Origin of the sequence: Massilia haematophila, from assembly GCF_042647645.1 — a bacterium.
Classification (GTDB): Bacteria; Pseudomonadota; Gammaproteobacteria; order Burkholderiales; family Burkholderiaceae_D; genus Telluria; species Telluria haematophila.
In genome coordinates, this window is record NZ_JBHRVV010000001.1 from 3,471,000 (window position 1) to 3,486,738 (window position 15,739).

The window sequence follows — 15,739 nt, forward strand, 5'->3', positions numbered from 1 at the left end:
ATGGGTGTCGACTCGAACCATGGCTGGCCACACTTCGTGCGCGCATGCATGTGCAGCCTGCTGCTGTTCGCCGCCCTGCCCGTCCACGGCGCGGCCACGCGCTTTTACGCCAACATGACATGACGTTCACGCGTGGGCACGTCATTGATGCCCCCGGCATCAATGACCCCACCCTACGCGTCGCGGCAACAATCGTGTTCCCGCTCCTCGTCGTTCAGCCAGATACACCCTGGCAGCCCGGCGCTGTTCGCGCCAGGATCGGCACGCTCAGCAGGAAGCCTTCTGCAGAAAAGAATAAAACGCGCGAAAATACCGGGTTACGTGTTTACGGCGATCTCATTCCTATGTCCAATACCGCTACTTTGCCCGTTCGCCCCCGCGGCGACATCAACATCAAGCCACTGGGCGTGGCGCTGCTCTTCATCGTGCTCGGCGCCCTCTATCTGGCGCAGGTGGTCGACGCGCGCCAGTCCGCGCTCTACCTGGTCGGCGCCCTGCTCGGCGTCGCCCTGTACCACGCGGCCTTCGGCTTCACCTCGGCCTGGCGCGTCTTCATCGCCGACGGCCGCGGCGCCGGCCTGCGCGCCCAGATGCTCATGCTCGCGGTCGGCGTGCTGCTGTTCTTCCCGGCGCTGTCCAGCGGCACCCTGTTCGGCACGCCCGTCAGCGGCCTGGTCTCGCCCGCCGGCACCTCGGTGGTCGTCGGCGCCTTCATCTTCGGCATCGGCATGCAGCTGGGCGGCGGCTGCGCCTCCGGCACGCTGTACACGGTGGGCGGCGGCAGCACGCGCATGATCGTGACCTTGATCGCCTTCATCGCCGGCTCGGTGATCGCCACCGCGCACATGCCCTGGTGGACCTCGATGCCGCAACTGGCGCCGATCTCGCTCGTGAAAACCCTGGGCCTGGCGCCGGCGCTGCTGCTGAACCTGGCCGTGTTCGCGCTGATCGCGGGCATCACGGTACTGGTCGAGAAGCGCCGCCACGGCCGCCTGGTCACGCCCGATGCGAAACCGGTGAACGGCCCGCGCTGGCTGCGCGGCCCCTGGCCGCTGGTGGCCGGCGCCCTGGCCCTGGTGGTGCTGAACTTCACGACCCTGGCCCTGGCCGGCCGGCCCTGGGGCGTGACCTCGGCCTTCGCGCTGTGGGGCGCAAAAGCTGCCTCCGCCATCGGCATCGACGTCGCCAGCTGGACCTACTGGACCACCAAGGCCAATGCCGCCGCGCTGGCCGCGCCGATCTCGCAGGACGTGACGTCGGTCATGGACATCGGCATCGTGCTCGGCGCCATGCTGGCCGCCGCCCTGGCCGGCCGCTACGCCCCGGTGTGGAAGCTGCCGCTGCGCTCCTTCGTCGCCGCCGTGGTTGGCGGCCTGCTGCTCGGCTACGGCGCCCGCCTGGCCTACGGCTGCAACATCGGCGCCTACTTCAGCGGCATCATCTCGGGCAGCCTGCACGGCTGGCTGTGGCTGGTGTTCGCCTTTGCCGGCAACGTCATCGGTACGCGCCTGCGTCCGCTGTTCGGACTGGAAGTCGAACGCGTGAAGCTGGCGGCCTGCTAAGCCGCTTCATCGTTCCGCACCGTGAATGCCTTCACGGTGCGGGGGCCAAGGGCGTGACGGGCGGCGTCCAGCGCCGCGCGACGATGTGGTAGCGCACCTCCAGCGCGTCCTGCACCGACAGCAGCCCGCCTCCTACCGAGAACGGCGTCACGCCGAAATCGGTCTGTTTCAATGTCGCCGTTCCACGCGCGCTCACCTGCCGCGCGTCGACCCGGACCGCGGCCGGCAGCGCCAGCCGGCGCGTGACGCCGTGCAGCGTGATATCGACGCCCAGCCGGCCGCCGGCCATTCCTTGCACATGCAGTTCTACCTGCGGATAACGCTGCGCCTCGAGCACCGGGCCGAGCATGTTGTGGCGCGTGCCCTCGACCGCTGGCGGCGACGGCTGCCTGGCGATGCCTGCCTCAGCCAGCAATTGCGGTTCGTCGACGCTCATCTGGTCGAGACGGAACGAGAGGTCGGCGCGGCCCAGGTCGGGCACGACATGGCCGCTCAAGGTGCGGACGGCCACCACGTGGTCGTGCCCCAGCCGCGCCATCAAGCCGGCGCGGCGTACCGTGACGGCCACCAGCGAGGCGTCCGGGTCGACCGCATAGACAGCGGCGCCGGCAGCCGCCGCCTGATACCAGTCCAGGCCGGCCGTCGGGCCGGGCGCAGGCGGACAGCAGCGACAGCAGTAACAGGGCACGTTTCATGGCAGCGGTTCAGACTGCTTCCATCAGCGACGACGCGCTGCCTGGTCTGCCGGGCGCTTCCTGCGCAGGCTTTGCGGCTCGCCTTTCCAGGCCGCGACGGCAACCAGCAGCACGCCGAGGAAACAGCCGTAGGCGATGATGGCGAGCTGCCCATGCGGCGCCAGGACGATCACGCCGCCGATGAGCAATACCAGGAAAGCCAGCAGGACCGCCCAGCCTTGCCAGACTTGCGGCAAGCCCCATCCCCAGCCATTTCCTGCCGGTCGAACGGGAAACCAGTAGCGCTTTTCATCCATGATGTGAGTATAGTGAACGATTAGCCGTAGAAATCCTCCAAATCCCACACTGTCAGCGGCCGCGCCCGCTGCAACTGCCGCATAATGCGCTTTTGACATGGGAGCATGCACGATGGACCAGCTCGACGCCACGATCATCGATTCCTGGCACCGCAATACCGATCCCTGGGTCGCCGCCGTACGGAACGGCGAGATCGAAACACGCACCCTGGTCACGAACGGGGCGATTGTCGACACCGTGCGCGCCTATGCCCCGCAGAGCGCCGTCGACCTCGGCTGCGGCGAAGGCTGGCTGGTGCGGGCCCTGCCGGAGGTGGAGATGACCGGGGTCGATGCGATCCCCGGCCTGGTCGAAGCGGCGCGCGCGGCCGGCGGCGGCGAGTTCCAGTTGCTGTCCTATGAAGACATCGCCGACGGCAAATTGACACTGTCGGTCGACTTGGCCGTGTGTAATTTTTCGCTGATCGGGAACGAGGCCGTGGACGGGCTGCTGCGGGCCGCGCCCTCCTATCTGCGGCGCGGCGGCCACCTGGTCGTGCAGACCGTGCATCCGGTCGCCGCCTGCGGCGATGCGCCGTATGTCGACGGCTGGCGCGAAGGCAGCTGGGCCGGTTTCAACAGCGGCTTCCAGGACGCGCCGCCCTGGTATTTCCGCACCCTGTCGAGCTGGATCGCGCTGTTCGCCGCGAACGGCCTGCGGATCCGCGAGATGCGCGAGCCGCTGCATCCGCGCACCGGCAAGCCAGTGTCGCTGATCCTGGTGGGCCAGCTGGAGGAGCGTCCGCCTACGTCAGCTTGAGCCAGCCGCGGCGGCGGAAGTACCACAGCGGCGCGGCGGCGCTGGCGGCCATCAGGCCCAGCGCCATCGGATAGCCGAAGGTCCAGTTCAGCTCGGGGAACTTCTGGAAGTTCATGCCGTAGACACTGGCGATCATGGTCGGCGGCAGGAAGATCACCGAGGCCACCGAGAACATCTTGATGATCTTGTTCTGGTTGATGTTGATGAAGCCGACGGTGGCGTCCATCAGGAAGTTCACCTTGTCGAACAGGAAGGACGTGTGGCCGTCGAGCGATTCGATGTCGCGCAGGATCTGGCGCGCCTCGTCGAACTGGTCGGAATTGAGCAGGCGCCCGCGCATCAGGAAACTGACCGCGCGCCGCGTGTCCATCATGTTGCGGCGGATGCGGCCGTTCAAGTCTTCCTCGTGGGCGATCGCGTTCAGCGCGGCAGCCGCATCCTGATCGGAGAATTCTTTCTGCAGCACGCGCTGGCTGACTTCTTCCAGGCTCTCGTAGATGCCTTCGAGCGCGTCCGCCGAGTATTCGGCGTCGGTCGCGTACAGGTCGAGCAGCACGTCCATGTAGTCGGCGATCGAACCCGGGCGCGAGCGGGCGCGCATGCGCACCAGGCGGAACACCGGCAGGTCGTCCGCATGGACCGAGAACAGCATCTTGCCCGACAGGATGAAGGCAACCGTGATCACGCGCGACGGGCCGTCGTCTTCCTCGCGCAGGAAGTCGGTGCGCAGGTGCAGGTCGCCGTTCTCGGCTTCGTAGTAGCGGGCCGAGGCCTCGATGTCCGACACCTCGTCCTCGCCCGGCAGCGAAACGTTATAGATGGCCTTGACCCAGGCGCGCTCGTCATCGTCCGGATCGGTGAGATCGACCCAGACAGGCTTGACGTTCTCCAGGTCGGCGCGCGAGGCGATCGGTACCTGGTTCAGTCGGCCATTTTGTAGGACAAATACATTGATCATGCGCGCTTTCTCGGCCGGAATCAAAACTGACGCAAGTGTACCCGTTAGCCCTCATACCGGCCACCCCGAAACGACGGTTTTGCCCCGCCATCGGCGTTTTTTCAGCGTTTCTGATAACTACCGTTAAGGTAACTCCGCGGCACGCATGCGGCGCTGGATCAGGTTAGTACGCTTGATCAGGTAATTGGTGCTCCGGTTGCGGTCATAGTAGCGCGGATTGGGCAGCATCACCGCCAGGCGCGCCGCCTGGTTCGGGGCCAGCTTGGCGGCCGAGGTGCGGAAGTAATAGCGCGCCGCCGCTTCCGCGCCGAACACGCCGCGCCCGAACTCGACCACGTTCAAATACACCTCGAGGATGCGGCGCTTGCTCATCACCGATTCCAGCATGAAGGCGATGATCATCTCCTGCCCCTTGCGCAGGTAGCTGCGCGAGCCGGACAGGAACAGATTCTTCGCCAGCTGCTGGGTGATGGTCGAGCCGCCGCCGACGACCTTGTGGCGGCGGTTGTTGCGCTCGTAGGCCCGTTCGAGCGCATCGAAGTCCACGCCCGGATGGTCGGCGAAGTTGGCGTCCTCGGAGGCCACCACCGCGCGCTTGAGGTTGTCCGAGATGCGCTCGTAGGGCACCCACTCGTGCTTGAGCCGGGCATTCGGGTTGGCTTCGCGCAGCTCGGACAGCTGCTGGCGCATGAAGCTGGTCGAGCCCGGATTGAAGTACACGAACCAGCAGACCTGCACGAAAAAATACAACTGAATCAGCAGCACGGCCAGGATCGGCCCCAGGAAAATCCACTTGATCCAGCGGCGCCGTCCGGATGCACCGCGGACGCCGCCCGCATTGCCTTTTTTTGCCATCGCTTTAATTATGAACGCAGAGTCGTCAGGAGATCGTGGGTGTCCGGGCGCACGTCGCGCCAGATCGCAAAGGCTTCCGCGGCCTGCTCGACCAGCATGCCGAAGCCGTCGCGCGTACGCGCGCCCTGCCGCGCCGCGAACTGCATGAAGGGTGTCGGCTGGTCGCCGTACATCATGTCCAGCGCCAGCGTGTCCTTCGTGAAGGCCGAGGCCGGGACCGGCGGCAGCGCCTGGCTCAGGCTGGCCGAGGTGGCGTTGACGACGATGTCGAACTCGCCGCGAATACCATCGAAGCCGCAGGCGCTGACCTGCGTCACCTGGTCCTGGAAAGCCCCCACCAGCGCCTCGGCCGTGGCCAGGGTGCGGTTCGCCACCACGATCGCCGCCGGCCCCTGTTGCAGGAAAGGCAGCATCACGCCGCGCGCCGCGCCGCCCGCGCCCAGCAACAGGATGCGTTTCCCCGCCAGCGGCACGCCGGCGTTGCGCACGATGTCGGCCACCAGGCCGGGGCCGTCGGTGTTGTCGCCGACGATCTCGCCGTCGACAAAGCTGAGCGTGTTGACCGCGCCGGCGGCGCGCGCCCGCTCTTCCAGGCGCGTGGCCAGGGCGGCCGCCTCCAACTTGAAGGGCACGGTGACGTTCGCGCCTTTGTATCCCTTGGCGATGAGGTCGCGCACGACGTCGGCAAAACCGTCGAGCGGCGCCAGGCGGCGGCCGTAAGCGATGTGCTGGCCGGTGCGGGCGGCAAAGGCGGCGTGGATCAGCGGCGACTTGCTATGGGCAACCGGGTTGCCGATGACGCAATAGTGGTCGGCATCGTCGGGCCTCATGATGCCTCCTGCAATTCAGCCTTCATTTTCTCCTCGCGTGTGAAGGTAAAGCGGGTAATCACGATCCACAAGTCGTCCTTGCCGGCCGTGCGCATGTTCTGGGGGAAGCTGCCGAAAGGCGCGGCGCGGCGCACGATCTCGAGCGCGGCCTTGTCCAGCGCCGGGTTGCCGGAACTGCGCTCGATGCGCGGACCGCCCTCTTTCTGGTACAGGCTGCCGTCCTGGAAGATCGGGATCGATACCACCAGCTCGCCGTACAGCTTGCGCCCGTTCTGCTGGGGGAAGTTCAGCGTGCCCATTTCTTCCACGCGCTTTTGCATCGCCTTGTAATACAGCGCATAGCCGACCTGGCGCGTGCTCGGCGAGATGTGGGTGCGCTTCGGCCGGCGGTTCTGGTCCTCGATGGTCTGGGTGATCTCGGCCGTCATGCGCGCAATCTGGCGCGCGGTGTCGACCTCGTCCTGGCCGTTGCGGGTCGGGTCCGGCTTGTCCTTGTCGCGCACCGGGGCGGCGGCGAACGTCGACTGCTGCACGCGCGTGAGCACGTTCTGTTGCAGTTGCTCGAGTTCGGCGATGCGGCGCTGCAGGGCCTTGATGCTGTCGCCGTTCTCGTTGCGGCGCAAATCGGGCAGCGGCGACTTCGAACGGCCGGCGTCCTGGGTGCCGCCGCCTTCCAGGTTGGCCTGGGCCAGCGCCTCGGCCTTGGTCGGCGCGTTGGCGTGCCTGGCGTTGACCAGGATGACCTCGAGGCCGGGATCGGCCGGCTGCACCCGGAACGCCTCGGGCGCGGCAAAGCGGACCGCCAGCAGCAGCGCGTGCGCCGCCACCGAGGCGGCAAGGGCGATCATCAGGGGTCGGTTTTGTAGTGAATACTTCACGCGGGCGCGCCGGACGGCTTTGAATCAAGGGAATCCGGGCATTCTACCGTGCCGCAAGGCACTGCGGGAGATTGGTGGCGGCAAGGCAACGACTGGCTTCCGGCGCGCCGCAGGCGGTGGCGCCGCCCGTCCGGCTGCGCGACGGGCAGCCCCGCATGCCGGGTTATAATGTCCCCAGGGTGCACACACATCGTGTGGAGCAGGATGCGCGTTGGTCGGGCCGCCACGCGGAACGCCTCCGTCCATGAAAGGCACCCGATGACCGTCATCCAACGCGCCCTGTCGCGCAGCTTCACCCGTTTTTTCCAGTCCAAGAAAGCCGGCGGCATCGTCCTGATCGCCTGCACCATCCTCTCCCTGCTGCTCGCCAATTCGCCCCTCGGCGCCGACTACCTGCACATCTGGCACATGAACGTGCTCGGCATGAGCGTCGAGCACTGGGTCAACGATGGCCTGATGGCGATCTTCTTTCTCCTGATCGGCCTGGAACTGGAACGCGAGCTGTACAACGGCGAACTGTCCGACATCCGCAATGCCATGCTGCCGATCCTGGCGGCGGCCGGCGGCATCGCGGTGCCGGCCCTGATCCACTTCCTGCTCAACGGCGGCACCCCGACCCAGGCCGGCATCGGCATCCCGATGGCGACCGACATCGCCTTTGCCCTCGGCGTGCTGGCCCTGCTCGGCAGCCGCGTGCCGGCCTCGCTGAAGATCTTCCTGACTGCCCTGGCCGTCATGGACGACCTCGGCGCGATCATCGTGATCGCCATCTTCTACACGACGGAACTGGCGGGCCTGTACCTGCTGGGCGCGCTGGCCGTGTTCGCGCTGCTGGTGTGCATGAACCGTTTCGGACGCGTGATGGCGCTGGCGCCCTACCTGCTGGGCGGCGCGCTGATGTGGTTCCTGATGCTGAAATCCGGCGTGCACGCGACCATTGCCGGCGTGCTGCTGGCCTTTGCGATTCCCTATTCCGCGCGCGAAGACGACGAGGCCTCGCCGTCGCACCGCCTCGAGCACGTGCTGCATACGCCGGTCGCCTTCGGCATCCTGCCGGTCTTCGCGCTGGCCAATACCGGGATCGTGGTCAATGCCGGCTGGACCCAGGAACTCCTGTCGTCCAACAGCCTCGGCATCATGGGCGGCCTGCTGCTGGGCAAACCGATCGGCATCGTGCTGGCCAGCCTGGGCGCGGTGGCGCTGGGCCTGTGCAAGCTGCCGCTCGACCTCAACTGGAAACATGTGCTGGGCGCAGGCCTCCTTGGCGGGATCGGCTTCACGATGTCGATCTTCATCACGAATCTCGCCTTTGTCGGCAGCGCGGAAGCGATCAATGCCTCGAAGATGGCGATCCTGCTGGCCTCGCTGGTGGCGGGCACGCTCGGGTTTGTGTGGCTGAAGCTGTTCGGCGCGCCGACGCCGGTCGACGTCGATCCGGACACGATGGACCTGGAGCAGGACGCGCGCTGACGCAAGAGAGGGGAAGTGGCGGCGTTCCGGACGCCGCTGCGTATCTTTAACGGGGCTTGTCGGGGCAGACCAGCTTCAGCGCCGCCCCGTCCTTCTCGGCGAAGTACTCGACGCATTCGCTGCCGTCGCGGTACATGGTGCGCATGCCAAAGGAGGACGCATAGTCCGCCTCGTCGAAGCTGACCGAGCCGTCATGGTCGAAGTCGATCGCCTCGTAGCTCAGGGGGGAGCGGAACACCATCCAGGCGAAGACGGCCCAATACGCCAGCACGAGCACGGCCGTGACGATCGCCAGGGTTCGTATCGACCTGCTCATGGTGTATCGGCGCCCTCCCCTTGCTGGTCCGCTTTACTGCTGGCCGGCCGGCGGCGTGGCGTCGCCGGTGCTGATCGCCGCCACCGCGCCTTCGGCTTCCACCACTTCTTCCACCGCCGCTTCGCCGGTGTCGCCCTCTTCTTCCTCTTCGAAGACCAATTCCTCGCTTGGTGCGGCCTGCGCCACTTCGAGCAGGCGTGCTTCGAGCGAGAGGTCGACTTCGTCCCAGCGCACGATGTCGAGCTTGACCTGGGCGCCGCGCGCCACCTGCGGCAGGCCGGCCAGGCGGATCACCAGCGGGACGTCGACCAGGCGCAGCACGTCTTCCTTGAGCACCACGGCGTCGGTCTGCTTCACGTTTTCCTGGCCCAGCCAGCGCAGGCACCAGTAGCGTTCCATGGTCTGCTGGAAGTCATTGTAGGCCGAGTAGGCGGCATCGAAAGCGGAGACGATCGAGAACAGGGTCGCGTCGCGCGGCTTGAACGGTGCCACCAGCGGCGCGGTCACGCCGTGCTCGGCACAGGCGATGATCTGCCACTGGTTGACCAGGTCGGTGTAGCGGCGCAGCGGCGAGGTGCTCCAGGCATACTGGTCGACGCCCAGACCCTGGTGCGGCGCGGCGTGCGTGACCATGCGCACCTGCATCTTGGCGGCCCAGCCGGCGCCGCTGCCGGCGCCCTGCGAACGGTAGATGCCCGGTACGCCGCAGTCGTGCAGCAGCTTGCCCCAGGTGCTGTTGGCGAAGATCATCAACTCGGCGACGATCTTGTCCAGCGGCGCGCCGCGCTTCCTGCGCACGATCGAGACCACGTCGTCCTCGACGTAGAAGTTGAAGTCGACGCGGTTGGCCTGCTCGGGCTTCAGGCCGAAGGCTTCGCGCTTGACCATGCGGCCCGCTTCCAGCTTCAACGCCCACTTCCACAGCAGGGACAATTCAAGCTTGTGCGGATACTCGCCTTCGCCGCTTTCCAGCGTCGCTTCGTTAACCACGTCGTCCAGGTCGTTGTGGCGCAGGTTGCTCTCGATCGGCACCAGCTCGGCGCGGGTCGTGGTCGAGACCACGGACCAGTCGGCCGGGTTCAGCACCGCGTACAGCGACAGCGCCGGGCAGGTCGTGCCTTCGGCCAGGGTGAAGGCATCCACCACTTCGTCCGGCAGCATGGTGATCTTGTCGCCCGGCATATAGACGGTCGACATGCGGCCGCGCGCGATCTTGTCGATCTCGTCGTCCGGCTTGATGGCCAGGCCCGGTGCGGCGATGTGGATGCCGACGCGCACGGTGCCGTCTTCCAGGTGCTCGACCGAGAAGGCGTCGTCGATCTCGGTGGTGGTCACGTCGTCGATCGAGAAGGCGGCGACCTTGGCCGTCGGCAGGTTGGCCGGGGCGGCCGGCACCGGCAATGCCGGGAAGCCGACGCCGCGCGGGAAGTGCTCGAACAGGAAGCGTCCCATGTGCAGCTCTTTCGGCGAGGCGATGCCTTTCGTCGCCAGCATCAGCCGTGGCGCCGAGGTCTGCAGTTCGCTGGCGGCCGTTTCCATCGCCTTGTATTCGATGGTGTTCTTGTCCGGCTTGAACAGCAGTTGCTGGACGATCGGCGCCATCGATTCCGGCAGCTTGCCCGCCTTCAGTTCCTCGACGTAGGCGGCCTGGACCAGCGCCTGCTGCTTCTTCTTCTCGATGCCGGCCTGGGCCGCGCGCAGCGACTGCTCGGGCGCGGCCTTGTAGCGTCCGCGTCCCTTTTTATAGAAGTAGATCGGGGCCGAATGCAGGGCCAGCACCAGGCCGGCCGCTTCCGCCGGCAGCGGCGCATGGCCGAAGTACTCGGCGCCCAGCTCGGCGAAGCCGAATTCTTCCTGGCCGGCCACTTCCCACAGGAACTCAAGATCGACGTCGGCGGCAATGCCTTTCGCCGCTTCCAGCAGCGCTTCGGGATCGGGTTTCTCGAACTGCAGGAGCACGTCCTTGGCTTTCACCTTGGTGCGCTTGCCGCTTGCCAGTTCTACCTGGTAAGCCTCGCCTGCCTGGGACAGCACCGAGCCGACCTTGAAATCGCCCGACTCTTCAAAAAATACATTCATGTTTCGTTTCGCGTTATAGGTGTTGCGCCCAGATCGAGTACCGCCGGCAAGAATACCTCGGTGACCATCAGCAGGCCTTGACGGCGGCGGTAGACACAACGCCGCGCATAAAATACGTTTCCTTGCAGCTCGCCGCCAAGCGCCTTGTCCAGCTTGTCGACCAGCGGATGGCCACGCCGCAGCCTGGCAAATTCCAGCGTCCCGCGCACGACCTTCGGGTCGTAGAACAGGGTGGTGCCGAGCGAACGTTCACCCAGCGCCGAAAACAGCGGCCAGTCCGCCGCCGTGGCCGACATCGGCACCACGGTGTGACCGAACACCACCGGCCTGCCGTCGCAGCACAGCAAGACCTCGCGCTCCCAGACACGCTCGCGCCGCGGCAGGCCGATCGGCGCCGCCTCTTCCAGCGCGCACAGCGCCGCCTTCTGGTGCAGGCGCCGGACACGGAAGGCCGCGCTGCTCCGCACCAGGCGCGCGGTCAGCGAACCCGGCGTCGTCAGCCAGTCGCGCATTGTCGCCGGCGCGCGCAGGGCGTCGGCATGGCGATGCCATTTCGCCCGGCGCAGCGAAGCGCTCCTCACTGCGCCTTGCCTGCCGCGGCCCAGTCGACCTGCGGCTGGCAGAAGGCCAGCACCTCGTCCACGTACTGCGGGAATTCCGAGATCGCGTGGTCGCTGCCTTCGATCACGTGCTGGCGCGCGCCGGCGTAGTGGGCCACCATGTCGCGGTAGTCCAGCACTTCGTCGCCGGTCGCTGCGATCAGGAAATAGCGTTCGGGGCGGGTGATGCGCTCCACCTTCAGTTCGGCCAGTTCGTCGATGTACTCGCGGCGGAATTCGAAGGGCTCATCCGAATGCCAGGCGGTGGTCACGCCGACGTGCTGCTCCAGGTTCTTCAAGGGATTCACGGCCGGGTTCAGCAGCACGGCCGGCACGTCCAGGCGCTCGGCCAGCCAGGTGGCATAAAAGCCGCCCAGCGAAGAGCCGACGATGGCGAGATTGTCCGGCGCATGGCGCTCGGCCAGCAGCAACGCCAGTTCCATCGCCGCTTTCGGCGAAGCCGGCAGCTGCGGGCAGATCAGGTCGCCCGCGCGTCCGGCGGCCGTCATCCGCTCCTGCACCAGGCGCGCCTTGAACGAGCGTGGCGAGGAGCGGAAACCGTGGAGGTACAAAATCATTTTGCCAGGGCCTCGAGCAGCTTCTGGTGCACGCCGCCGAAGCCGCCGTTGCTCATCACGAGGATGTGGTCGCCCGGCTGGGCCGCCTGCACGATGGCCTGCACCATGTAGTCGATCTGGTCGAAGCTGTGGGCAATCGCACCCAGCGGCTTCAGGGCGTCGGCCAGCGACCAGCCCAGCGCCTGCTGGCTGCCGAAGCCGAACACGAGATCGGCATCCTTCAGGCTGCCCGGCAGCGCATCCTTCATCGCGCCCAGCTTCATGGTGTTCGAGCGCGGCTCGAGCACGGCCAGGATGCGGCCCGAGGTCCCGATGCGCTGACGCAGGCCGCCGACCGTGGTCGCGATCGCGGTCGGGTGGTGGGCGAAGTCGTCGTAGACGGTGACATTGTTGACCACGCCGCGCACTTCCATGCGCCGCTTGACGCTCTGGAAGCGCGACAGCGAGTCGACCGACTGCGCCACCGGCACGCCGACGTGGCGGGCGGCGGCGATCGCGGCCAGCGCGTTCGAGCGGTTGTGCTTGCCGGTCAGTTCCCAGTGAACCGTGCCTTGCACCTCGCCATTGAAGACGACGTCGAAGCTGGCGCCGCCCGGATGCTCGACCAGCGACCAGTCCACGCCGTCGGACAAGCCGAAGGTTTCCTTCTCGCTCCAGCAGCCGCGCTTGATGACGCGCGCGAGCGAGGCTTCGTCGCCGTTGACGACCAGGCGGCCCACGCCCGGCACGGTGCGCACCAGGTGGTGGAACTGGGTCTCGATGGCGCCGATGTCCGGGAAGATGTCGGCGTGGTCGAATTCCAGGTTGTTCAGCACGGCGGTCTTGGCGTGGTAGTGCACGAACTTCGAGCGCTTGTCGAAGAAGGCGGTGTCGTATTCGTCGGCCTCGATCACGAAGAAATCCGATTCGGTCGCGCCCTGCAGGCGCGCCGAGATGCCGAAGTTCATCGGCACGCCGCCGATCAGGAAGCCCGGCGCGTAGCCTGCGTCTTCCAGGATCCAGGCCAGCATCGACGAGGTCGTGGTCTTGCCGTGGGTGCCGGCCACGGCCAGCACCCATTTATTACGCAGAATATGTTCCCCGATCCACTGCGGGCCCGACATGTAGGGCAGGCCGCGGTTCAGGATTTCCTCGATCAGCGGATTACCGCGGGTCATGACGTTGCCGACCACGTAGAGGTCGGGATTCAGCGACACCTGTTCCGGACCGTAACCCTGGATCAGTTCGATGCCCTGGGCTTCGAGCTGGGTGCTCATCGGAGGATAGACGTTGGCGTCGCAACCGGTGACGCGGTGGCCGGCCTCCTTGGCCAGGACCGCCAGGCCGCCCATGAAGGTGCCGCAAATGCCGAGGATATGAATGTGCATGGTCGTGGGAAAAAAAGCGAATACGCGATTTTACCCGACGCGATGCCGTTTTCCGTTCAAGAGTATGATCTGCCTCATGATGCCAAGCCAGAACTATGACCTACTTCAGCTGCGCGCCGAGATTGCCGCAACGGCCGCGCGCATGATCGCCCAGGACGGCGCCGACTACGCCACCGCCCGCCGCAAGGCAGCGCGCCAGGTGCTCGGCGTGGACCAGCCGGCGCCCAACCTGATGCCCGACAATCTCCAGATCGAGGACGAGGTCCGTAAATACCAGTCCCTGTTCGGCGGCGCGGCGCACGGTGAACGCCTGCGGCAGTTACGCGAGACCGCGCTGCAGGTGATGGATGCACTGGCCGACTTCCGTCCCTACCTTACCGGCGCGGTGCTCAACGGCACCGCCGGCGAGCACGACGACATCCACCTGCAACTGTTCGCCGACAGCGCCAAGGAGGTCGAGATTTTCCTCCTGAACCGCAACGTCAATATAGAGATCTCCGAAACCCCGCACTTCAAGGGTGCGCGCCATGAGCCGGTTGAAACGGTGAGCTTCCTGTGGCATAAGGAAGCGGTGCACGCCGAGTTGTACGATTTTCATGACTTGCGTGGGGCACTCAAGCCGCGCGCCGATGGCCGCCTGCAGCGTGTCGACGCGGCCGGCCTGCGCGCCTTGATGACGACCGATGAATCTCTGGAACAGGACGAATGAACAAAAAGAAGCTGGCCGCCTTTGCGGCCGTGGCGGTACTCTTCGGCGCGCTCGGCGCTTATCTGGGTGTCAAAAAACAGCCGCAAGGCCCGGTCACCACCGCCATGGCCCCGACCGGCGGCGCGGCCCACAGCGCCGCGACTAACTTATATGCGCAATCGCTCAACGACCTGGCCGGCAAGACCGAGTCGCTGGACAAGTGGAAAGGCAGGCCGCTGCTGGTGAACTTCTGGGCCACCTGGTGCGCTCCCTGCGTGCAGGAGATGCCGGAACTGTCGGCGCTGGCGAACGAGGAGGCCAAGACGGGAGAACAGCGGCGCTTCAACGTGATCGGCATCGGCATCGATTCGCCGTCGGCGATGAGCGAATTTGCGACCAAGCACAACATCAAGTATCCGCTGTACGTCGGCGGAATGGGCGGCACCGAGCTGTCGCGCGGCTTCGGCAATCCGAGTGGCGGCCTGCCGTTTACGGTCCTGATCGGCGCCGATGGCCAGGTGAAGAAGACGTATCTGGGCAAGCTGAAGTTCGACGAACTGAAGGCGGACCTGGCGGCACTCTAGGTCTCGCGAACGGTCGTTCTTTTCCGAACTACGCCCAAGTCACGCTTATCCGCACTGAATTTTATTGCTTGCCAATACGTATTGTTGGCGGCAAAATGCGTCACTTTCGAGCATAGACTCTACAAAAACATGGCGAAAAAGCTACTGCTGCTCAACGGTCCCAATCTGAATCTGCTGGGAACCCGAGAGCCTGCGGTGTACGGCGCAGCAACGCTGGCCGACATCGAAAGCGCTGCGACGGCTCAGGCTGCCGCAGCTGGCGGATCGCTTTCCTGCTTTCAGAGCAACCACGAAGGTGCGCTGATCGACCGCATCCACGCCGCCCGTGACGAGGGCGTGGACGCGATCGTCATCAATCCTGGCGGGCTGACCCACACGAGCGTGGCATTGCGCGATGCGCTGGCCGCGGTGGCGATCCCGTTTATTGAGGTACATATCTCAAACATTTACCAGCGTGAAGAGTTCCGGCATCACTCGTACCTGGCGGCGATCGCCCGCGGGACGATCTGCGGACTGGGCGTGGACGGATATCGGTTTGCCATCGACTTTGCGCTTAAACAGCGTTAATCTACGTCAACTTCATGCATCATGCGCGGATGCGCCCTCGTTTTGGCGCTTCGCTTACTCTTAAAACACAAATAATTCCAAGGGGTTTCACATGGATCTTCGTAAACTCAAGACTTTGATCGACCTCGTCGCCGAATCGGACATCGCTGAACTCGAAGTGACCGAAGGCGAGAGCAAGGTCCGCATCGTCAAGTCGTCCGCAATGCCCCAGAACCAGATGGTGATGCTGCCGTCCGCCGGCGTGCAGCAGTACTCGGCGCCGGCCGCCCCTGCCGCGGCGCCTGCCGCTCCGGCGGCCGCACCGGCACCTGCCGTTGCCGCCGAGCCGACCGGCCACGTGGTCAAGTCGCCGATGGTCGGCACCTTCTACCGTTCGTCGGCACCGGGCGCACCGGCCTTCGTCGAAGTCGGCGCCAACATCAAGGAAGGCGACACCCTGTGCATCATCGAGGCGATGAAGCTGCTGAACGAGATCGACGCCGACGTGTCCGGCGTGGTCACCAAGATCCTGGTGGAAAATGGCCAGCCGGTCGAATTCGGCCAGCCGCTGTTCGTGATCGGCTAAGGCATTCGCTAGCCCGCCCGGCCGTGCTCTCTTCGCGGCCCATGATCCGAACC

Annotated in this window: 18 protein-coding genes; 7 read left to right on the top strand and 11 right to left on the bottom strand. The window is 65.8% G+C overall.

Annotated elements, in window-relative coordinates:
* Window positions 1-344: 344 nt before the first annotated feature.
* Window positions 345-1,562 carry a YeeE/YedE family protein gene (locus ACFOPH_RS15320; RefSeq protein WP_312551348.1) on the top strand — a complete coding sequence of 406 codons (1,218 nt, stop codon included), beginning with the start codon at window positions 345-347 and terminating at the stop codon, window positions 1,560-1,562.
* A 31-nt stretch (window positions 1,563-1,593) separates the two neighbouring features.
* Here ACFOPH_RS15320 and ACFOPH_RS15325 read toward each other — a convergent pair whose 3' ends face one another.
* Together ACFOPH_RS15325 and ACFOPH_RS15330 are read right to left on the bottom strand one after the other, a co-directional pair.
* A complete protein-coding gene (locus ACFOPH_RS15325) occupies window positions 1,594-2,250 on the bottom strand; it encodes a YceI family protein (RefSeq protein WP_379736208.1) in 657 nt (218 codons plus the stop codon).
* A gap of 30 nt (window positions 2,251-2,280) precedes the next feature.
* The gene (locus ACFOPH_RS15330) at window positions 2,281-2,652 is read right to left on the bottom strand and encodes a hypothetical protein (protein ID WP_379736210.1); all 372 of its coding nucleotides are present in this window, start codon (window positions 2,650-2,652) and stop codon (window positions 2,281-2,283) included.
* Between the two features lie 13 nt (window positions 2,653-2,665).
* Between ACFOPH_RS15330 and ACFOPH_RS15335 the strand changes: the two genes are divergently transcribed.
* Complete coding sequence (locus ACFOPH_RS15335; protein WP_312551342.1) at window positions 2,666-3,352, top strand: class I SAM-dependent methyltransferase; 687 nt, start codon at window positions 2,666-2,668, stop codon at window positions 3,350-3,352.
* Here ACFOPH_RS15335 and corA read toward each other — a convergent pair.
* The 4 genes from corA to ACFOPH_RS15355 form a co-directional block, all read right to left on the bottom strand.
* On the bottom strand, window positions 3,339-4,310 hold the full coding sequence (gene corA, locus ACFOPH_RS15340) for a magnesium/cobalt transporter CorA (protein ID WP_312551340.1): 972 nt from the start codon (window positions 4,308-4,310) through the stop codon (window positions 3,339-3,341). The genes ACFOPH_RS15335 and corA overlap by 14 nt on opposite strands.
* 123 nt (window positions 4,311-4,433) lie before the next feature.
* Entirely contained in the window at window positions 4,434-5,165 is a 732-nt protein-coding gene (gene mtgA / locus ACFOPH_RS15345; RefSeq protein ID WP_379736212.1) for a monofunctional biosynthetic peptidoglycan transglycosylase, read from the bottom strand.
* A gap of 8 nt (window positions 5,166-5,173) precedes the next feature.
* Window positions 5,174-5,995, bottom strand: coding sequence for a shikimate dehydrogenase (gene aroE, locus ACFOPH_RS15350; RefSeq protein ID WP_379736214.1), 822 nt, complete (start codon window positions 5,993-5,995; stop codon window positions 5,174-5,176).
* Window positions 5,992-6,843 carry a TonB family protein gene (locus ACFOPH_RS15355; RefSeq protein WP_312551337.1) on the bottom strand — a complete coding sequence of 284 codons (852 nt, stop codon included), beginning with the start codon at window positions 6,841-6,843 and terminating at the stop codon, window positions 5,992-5,994. Before ACFOPH_RS15355 ends, aroE begins: the two co-directional genes overlap by 4 nt.
* A 288-nt stretch (window positions 6,844-7,131) precedes the next feature.
* On the opposite strand from ACFOPH_RS15355, the gene nhaA reads away from it, so the two are divergent.
* Complete coding sequence (nhaA, locus tag ACFOPH_RS15360) at window positions 7,132-8,343, top strand: Na+/H+ antiporter NhaA (RefSeq protein ID WP_312551335.1); 1,212 nt, start codon at window positions 7,132-7,134, stop codon at window positions 8,341-8,343.
* A 46-nt stretch (window positions 8,344-8,389) separates the two neighbouring features.
* Here the strand turns inward: nhaA and ACFOPH_RS15365 are convergent, their stop codons facing one another.
* From ACFOPH_RS15365 to mpl, 5 genes are read right to left on the bottom strand one after another with little or no spacing between them, the layout of a single operon-like run.
* Entirely contained in the window at window positions 8,390-8,659 is a 270-nt protein-coding gene (locus tag ACFOPH_RS15365) for a hypothetical protein (RefSeq protein ID WP_312551334.1), read from the bottom strand.
* A gap of 33 nt (window positions 8,660-8,692) precedes the next feature.
* Window positions 8,693-10,738 (bottom strand): ribonuclease catalytic domain-containing protein, encoded by a 2,046-nt coding sequence (locus ACFOPH_RS15370; protein ID WP_379736217.1) that lies wholly within the window; start codon window positions 10,736-10,738, stop codon window positions 8,693-8,695.
* Window positions 10,735-11,319, bottom strand: coding sequence for a chorismate--pyruvate lyase family protein (locus tag ACFOPH_RS15375; RefSeq protein ID WP_312551332.1), 585 nt, complete (start codon window positions 11,317-11,319; stop codon window positions 10,735-10,737). The genes ACFOPH_RS15370 and ACFOPH_RS15375 overlap by 4 nt, the downstream gene beginning before the upstream one ends.
* Complete coding sequence (locus tag ACFOPH_RS15380) at window positions 11,316-11,915, bottom strand: YqiA/YcfP family alpha/beta fold hydrolase (protein WP_379736219.1); 600 nt, start codon at window positions 11,913-11,915, stop codon at window positions 11,316-11,318. Before ACFOPH_RS15380 ends, ACFOPH_RS15375 begins: the two co-directional genes overlap by 4 nt.
* Complete coding sequence (mpl, locus tag ACFOPH_RS15385; protein WP_379736221.1) at window positions 11,912-13,282, bottom strand: UDP-N-acetylmuramate:L-alanyl-gamma-D-glutamyl-meso-diaminopimelate ligase; 1,371 nt, start codon at window positions 13,280-13,282, stop codon at window positions 11,912-11,914. Before mpl ends, ACFOPH_RS15380 begins: the two co-directional genes overlap by 4 nt.
* Before the next feature lie 76 nt (window positions 13,283-13,358).
* Here mpl and ACFOPH_RS15390 point away from each other — a divergent pair, with 76 nt between their 5' ends.
* The 4 genes from ACFOPH_RS15390 to accB all read left to right on the top strand — a co-directional run bounded on the left by ACFOPH_RS15390 (window position 13,359) and on the right by accB (window position 15,686).
* Complete coding sequence (locus tag ACFOPH_RS15390; protein WP_312551353.1) at window positions 13,359-13,991, top strand: hypothetical protein; 633 nt, start codon at window positions 13,359-13,361, stop codon at window positions 13,989-13,991.
* Window positions 13,988-14,554 (top strand): TlpA family protein disulfide reductase, encoded by a 567-nt coding sequence (locus ACFOPH_RS15395; RefSeq protein WP_312551330.1) that lies wholly within the window; start codon window positions 13,988-13,990, stop codon window positions 14,552-14,554. The genes ACFOPH_RS15390 and ACFOPH_RS15395 overlap by 4 nt, the downstream gene beginning before the upstream one ends.
* A 129-nt stretch (window positions 14,555-14,683) precedes the next feature.
* A complete protein-coding gene (aroQ, locus tag ACFOPH_RS15400; RefSeq protein WP_312551329.1) occupies window positions 14,684-15,121 on the top strand; it encodes a type II 3-dehydroquinate dehydratase in 438 nt (145 codons plus the stop codon).
* 91 nt (window positions 15,122-15,212) lie between these two features.
* The gene (gene accB, locus ACFOPH_RS15405; protein ID WP_313705064.1) at window positions 15,213-15,686 is read left to right on the top strand and encodes an acetyl-CoA carboxylase biotin carboxyl carrier protein; all 474 of its coding nucleotides are present in this window, start codon (window positions 15,213-15,215) and stop codon (window positions 15,684-15,686) included.
* Window positions 15,687-15,739 lie beyond the last annotated feature (53 nt).

Coding starts and splice junctions, on each gene's coding strand:
- ACFOPH_RS15320 (WP_312551348.1), top strand. CDS start 345: ATGTCCAATACCGCTACTTTGCCCGTTCGCCCCCGCGGCGACATCAAC.
- ACFOPH_RS15330 (WP_379736210.1), bottom strand. CDS start 2,652: ATGTCAAAAGCGCATTATGCGGCAGTTGCAGCGGGCGCGGCCGCTGAC.
- ACFOPH_RS15335 (WP_312551342.1), top strand. CDS start 2,666: ATGGACCAGCTCGACGCCACGATCATCGATTCCTGGCACCGCAATACC.
- corA (WP_312551340.1), bottom strand. CDS start 4,310: ATGATCAATGTATTTGTCCTACAAAATGGCCGACTGAACCAGGTACCG.
- mtgA (WP_379736212.1), bottom strand. CDS start 5,165: ATGGCAAAAAAAGGCAATGCGGGCGGCGTCCGCGGTGCATCCGGACGG.
- aroE (WP_379736214.1), bottom strand. CDS start 5,995: ATGAGGCCCGACGATGCCGACCACTATTGCGTCATCGGCAACCCGGTT.
- ACFOPH_RS15355 (WP_312551337.1), bottom strand. CDS start 6,843: ATGATCGCCCTTGCCGCCTCGGTGGCGGCGCACGCGCTGCTGCTGGCG.
- nhaA (WP_312551335.1), top strand. CDS start 7,132: ATGACCGTCATCCAACGCGCCCTGTCGCGCAGCTTCACCCGTTTTTTC.
- ACFOPH_RS15365 (WP_312551334.1), bottom strand. CDS start 8,659: ATGAGCAGGTCGATACGAACCCTGGCGATCGTCACGGCCGTGCTCGTG.
- ACFOPH_RS15370 (WP_379736217.1), bottom strand. CDS start 10,738: ATGAATGTATTTTTTGAAGAGTCGGGCGATTTCAAGGTCGGCTCGGTG.
- ACFOPH_RS15380 (WP_379736219.1), bottom strand. CDS start 11,915: ATGATTTTGTACCTCCACGGTTTCCGCTCCTCGCCACGCTCGTTCAAG.
- mpl (WP_379736221.1), bottom strand. CDS start 13,282: ATGCACATTCATATCCTCGGCATTTGCGGCACCTTCATGGGCGGCCTG.
- ACFOPH_RS15390 (WP_312551353.1), top strand. CDS start 13,359: ATGATGCCAAGCCAGAACTATGACCTACTTCAGCTGCGCGCCGAGATT.
- ACFOPH_RS15395 (WP_312551330.1), top strand. CDS start 13,988: ATGAACAAAAAGAAGCTGGCCGCCTTTGCGGCCGTGGCGGTACTCTTC.
- aroQ (WP_312551329.1), top strand. CDS start 14,684: ATGGCGAAAAAGCTACTGCTGCTCAACGGTCCCAATCTGAATCTGCTG.
- accB (WP_313705064.1), top strand. CDS start 15,213: ATGGATCTTCGTAAACTCAAGACTTTGATCGACCTCGTCGCCGAATCG.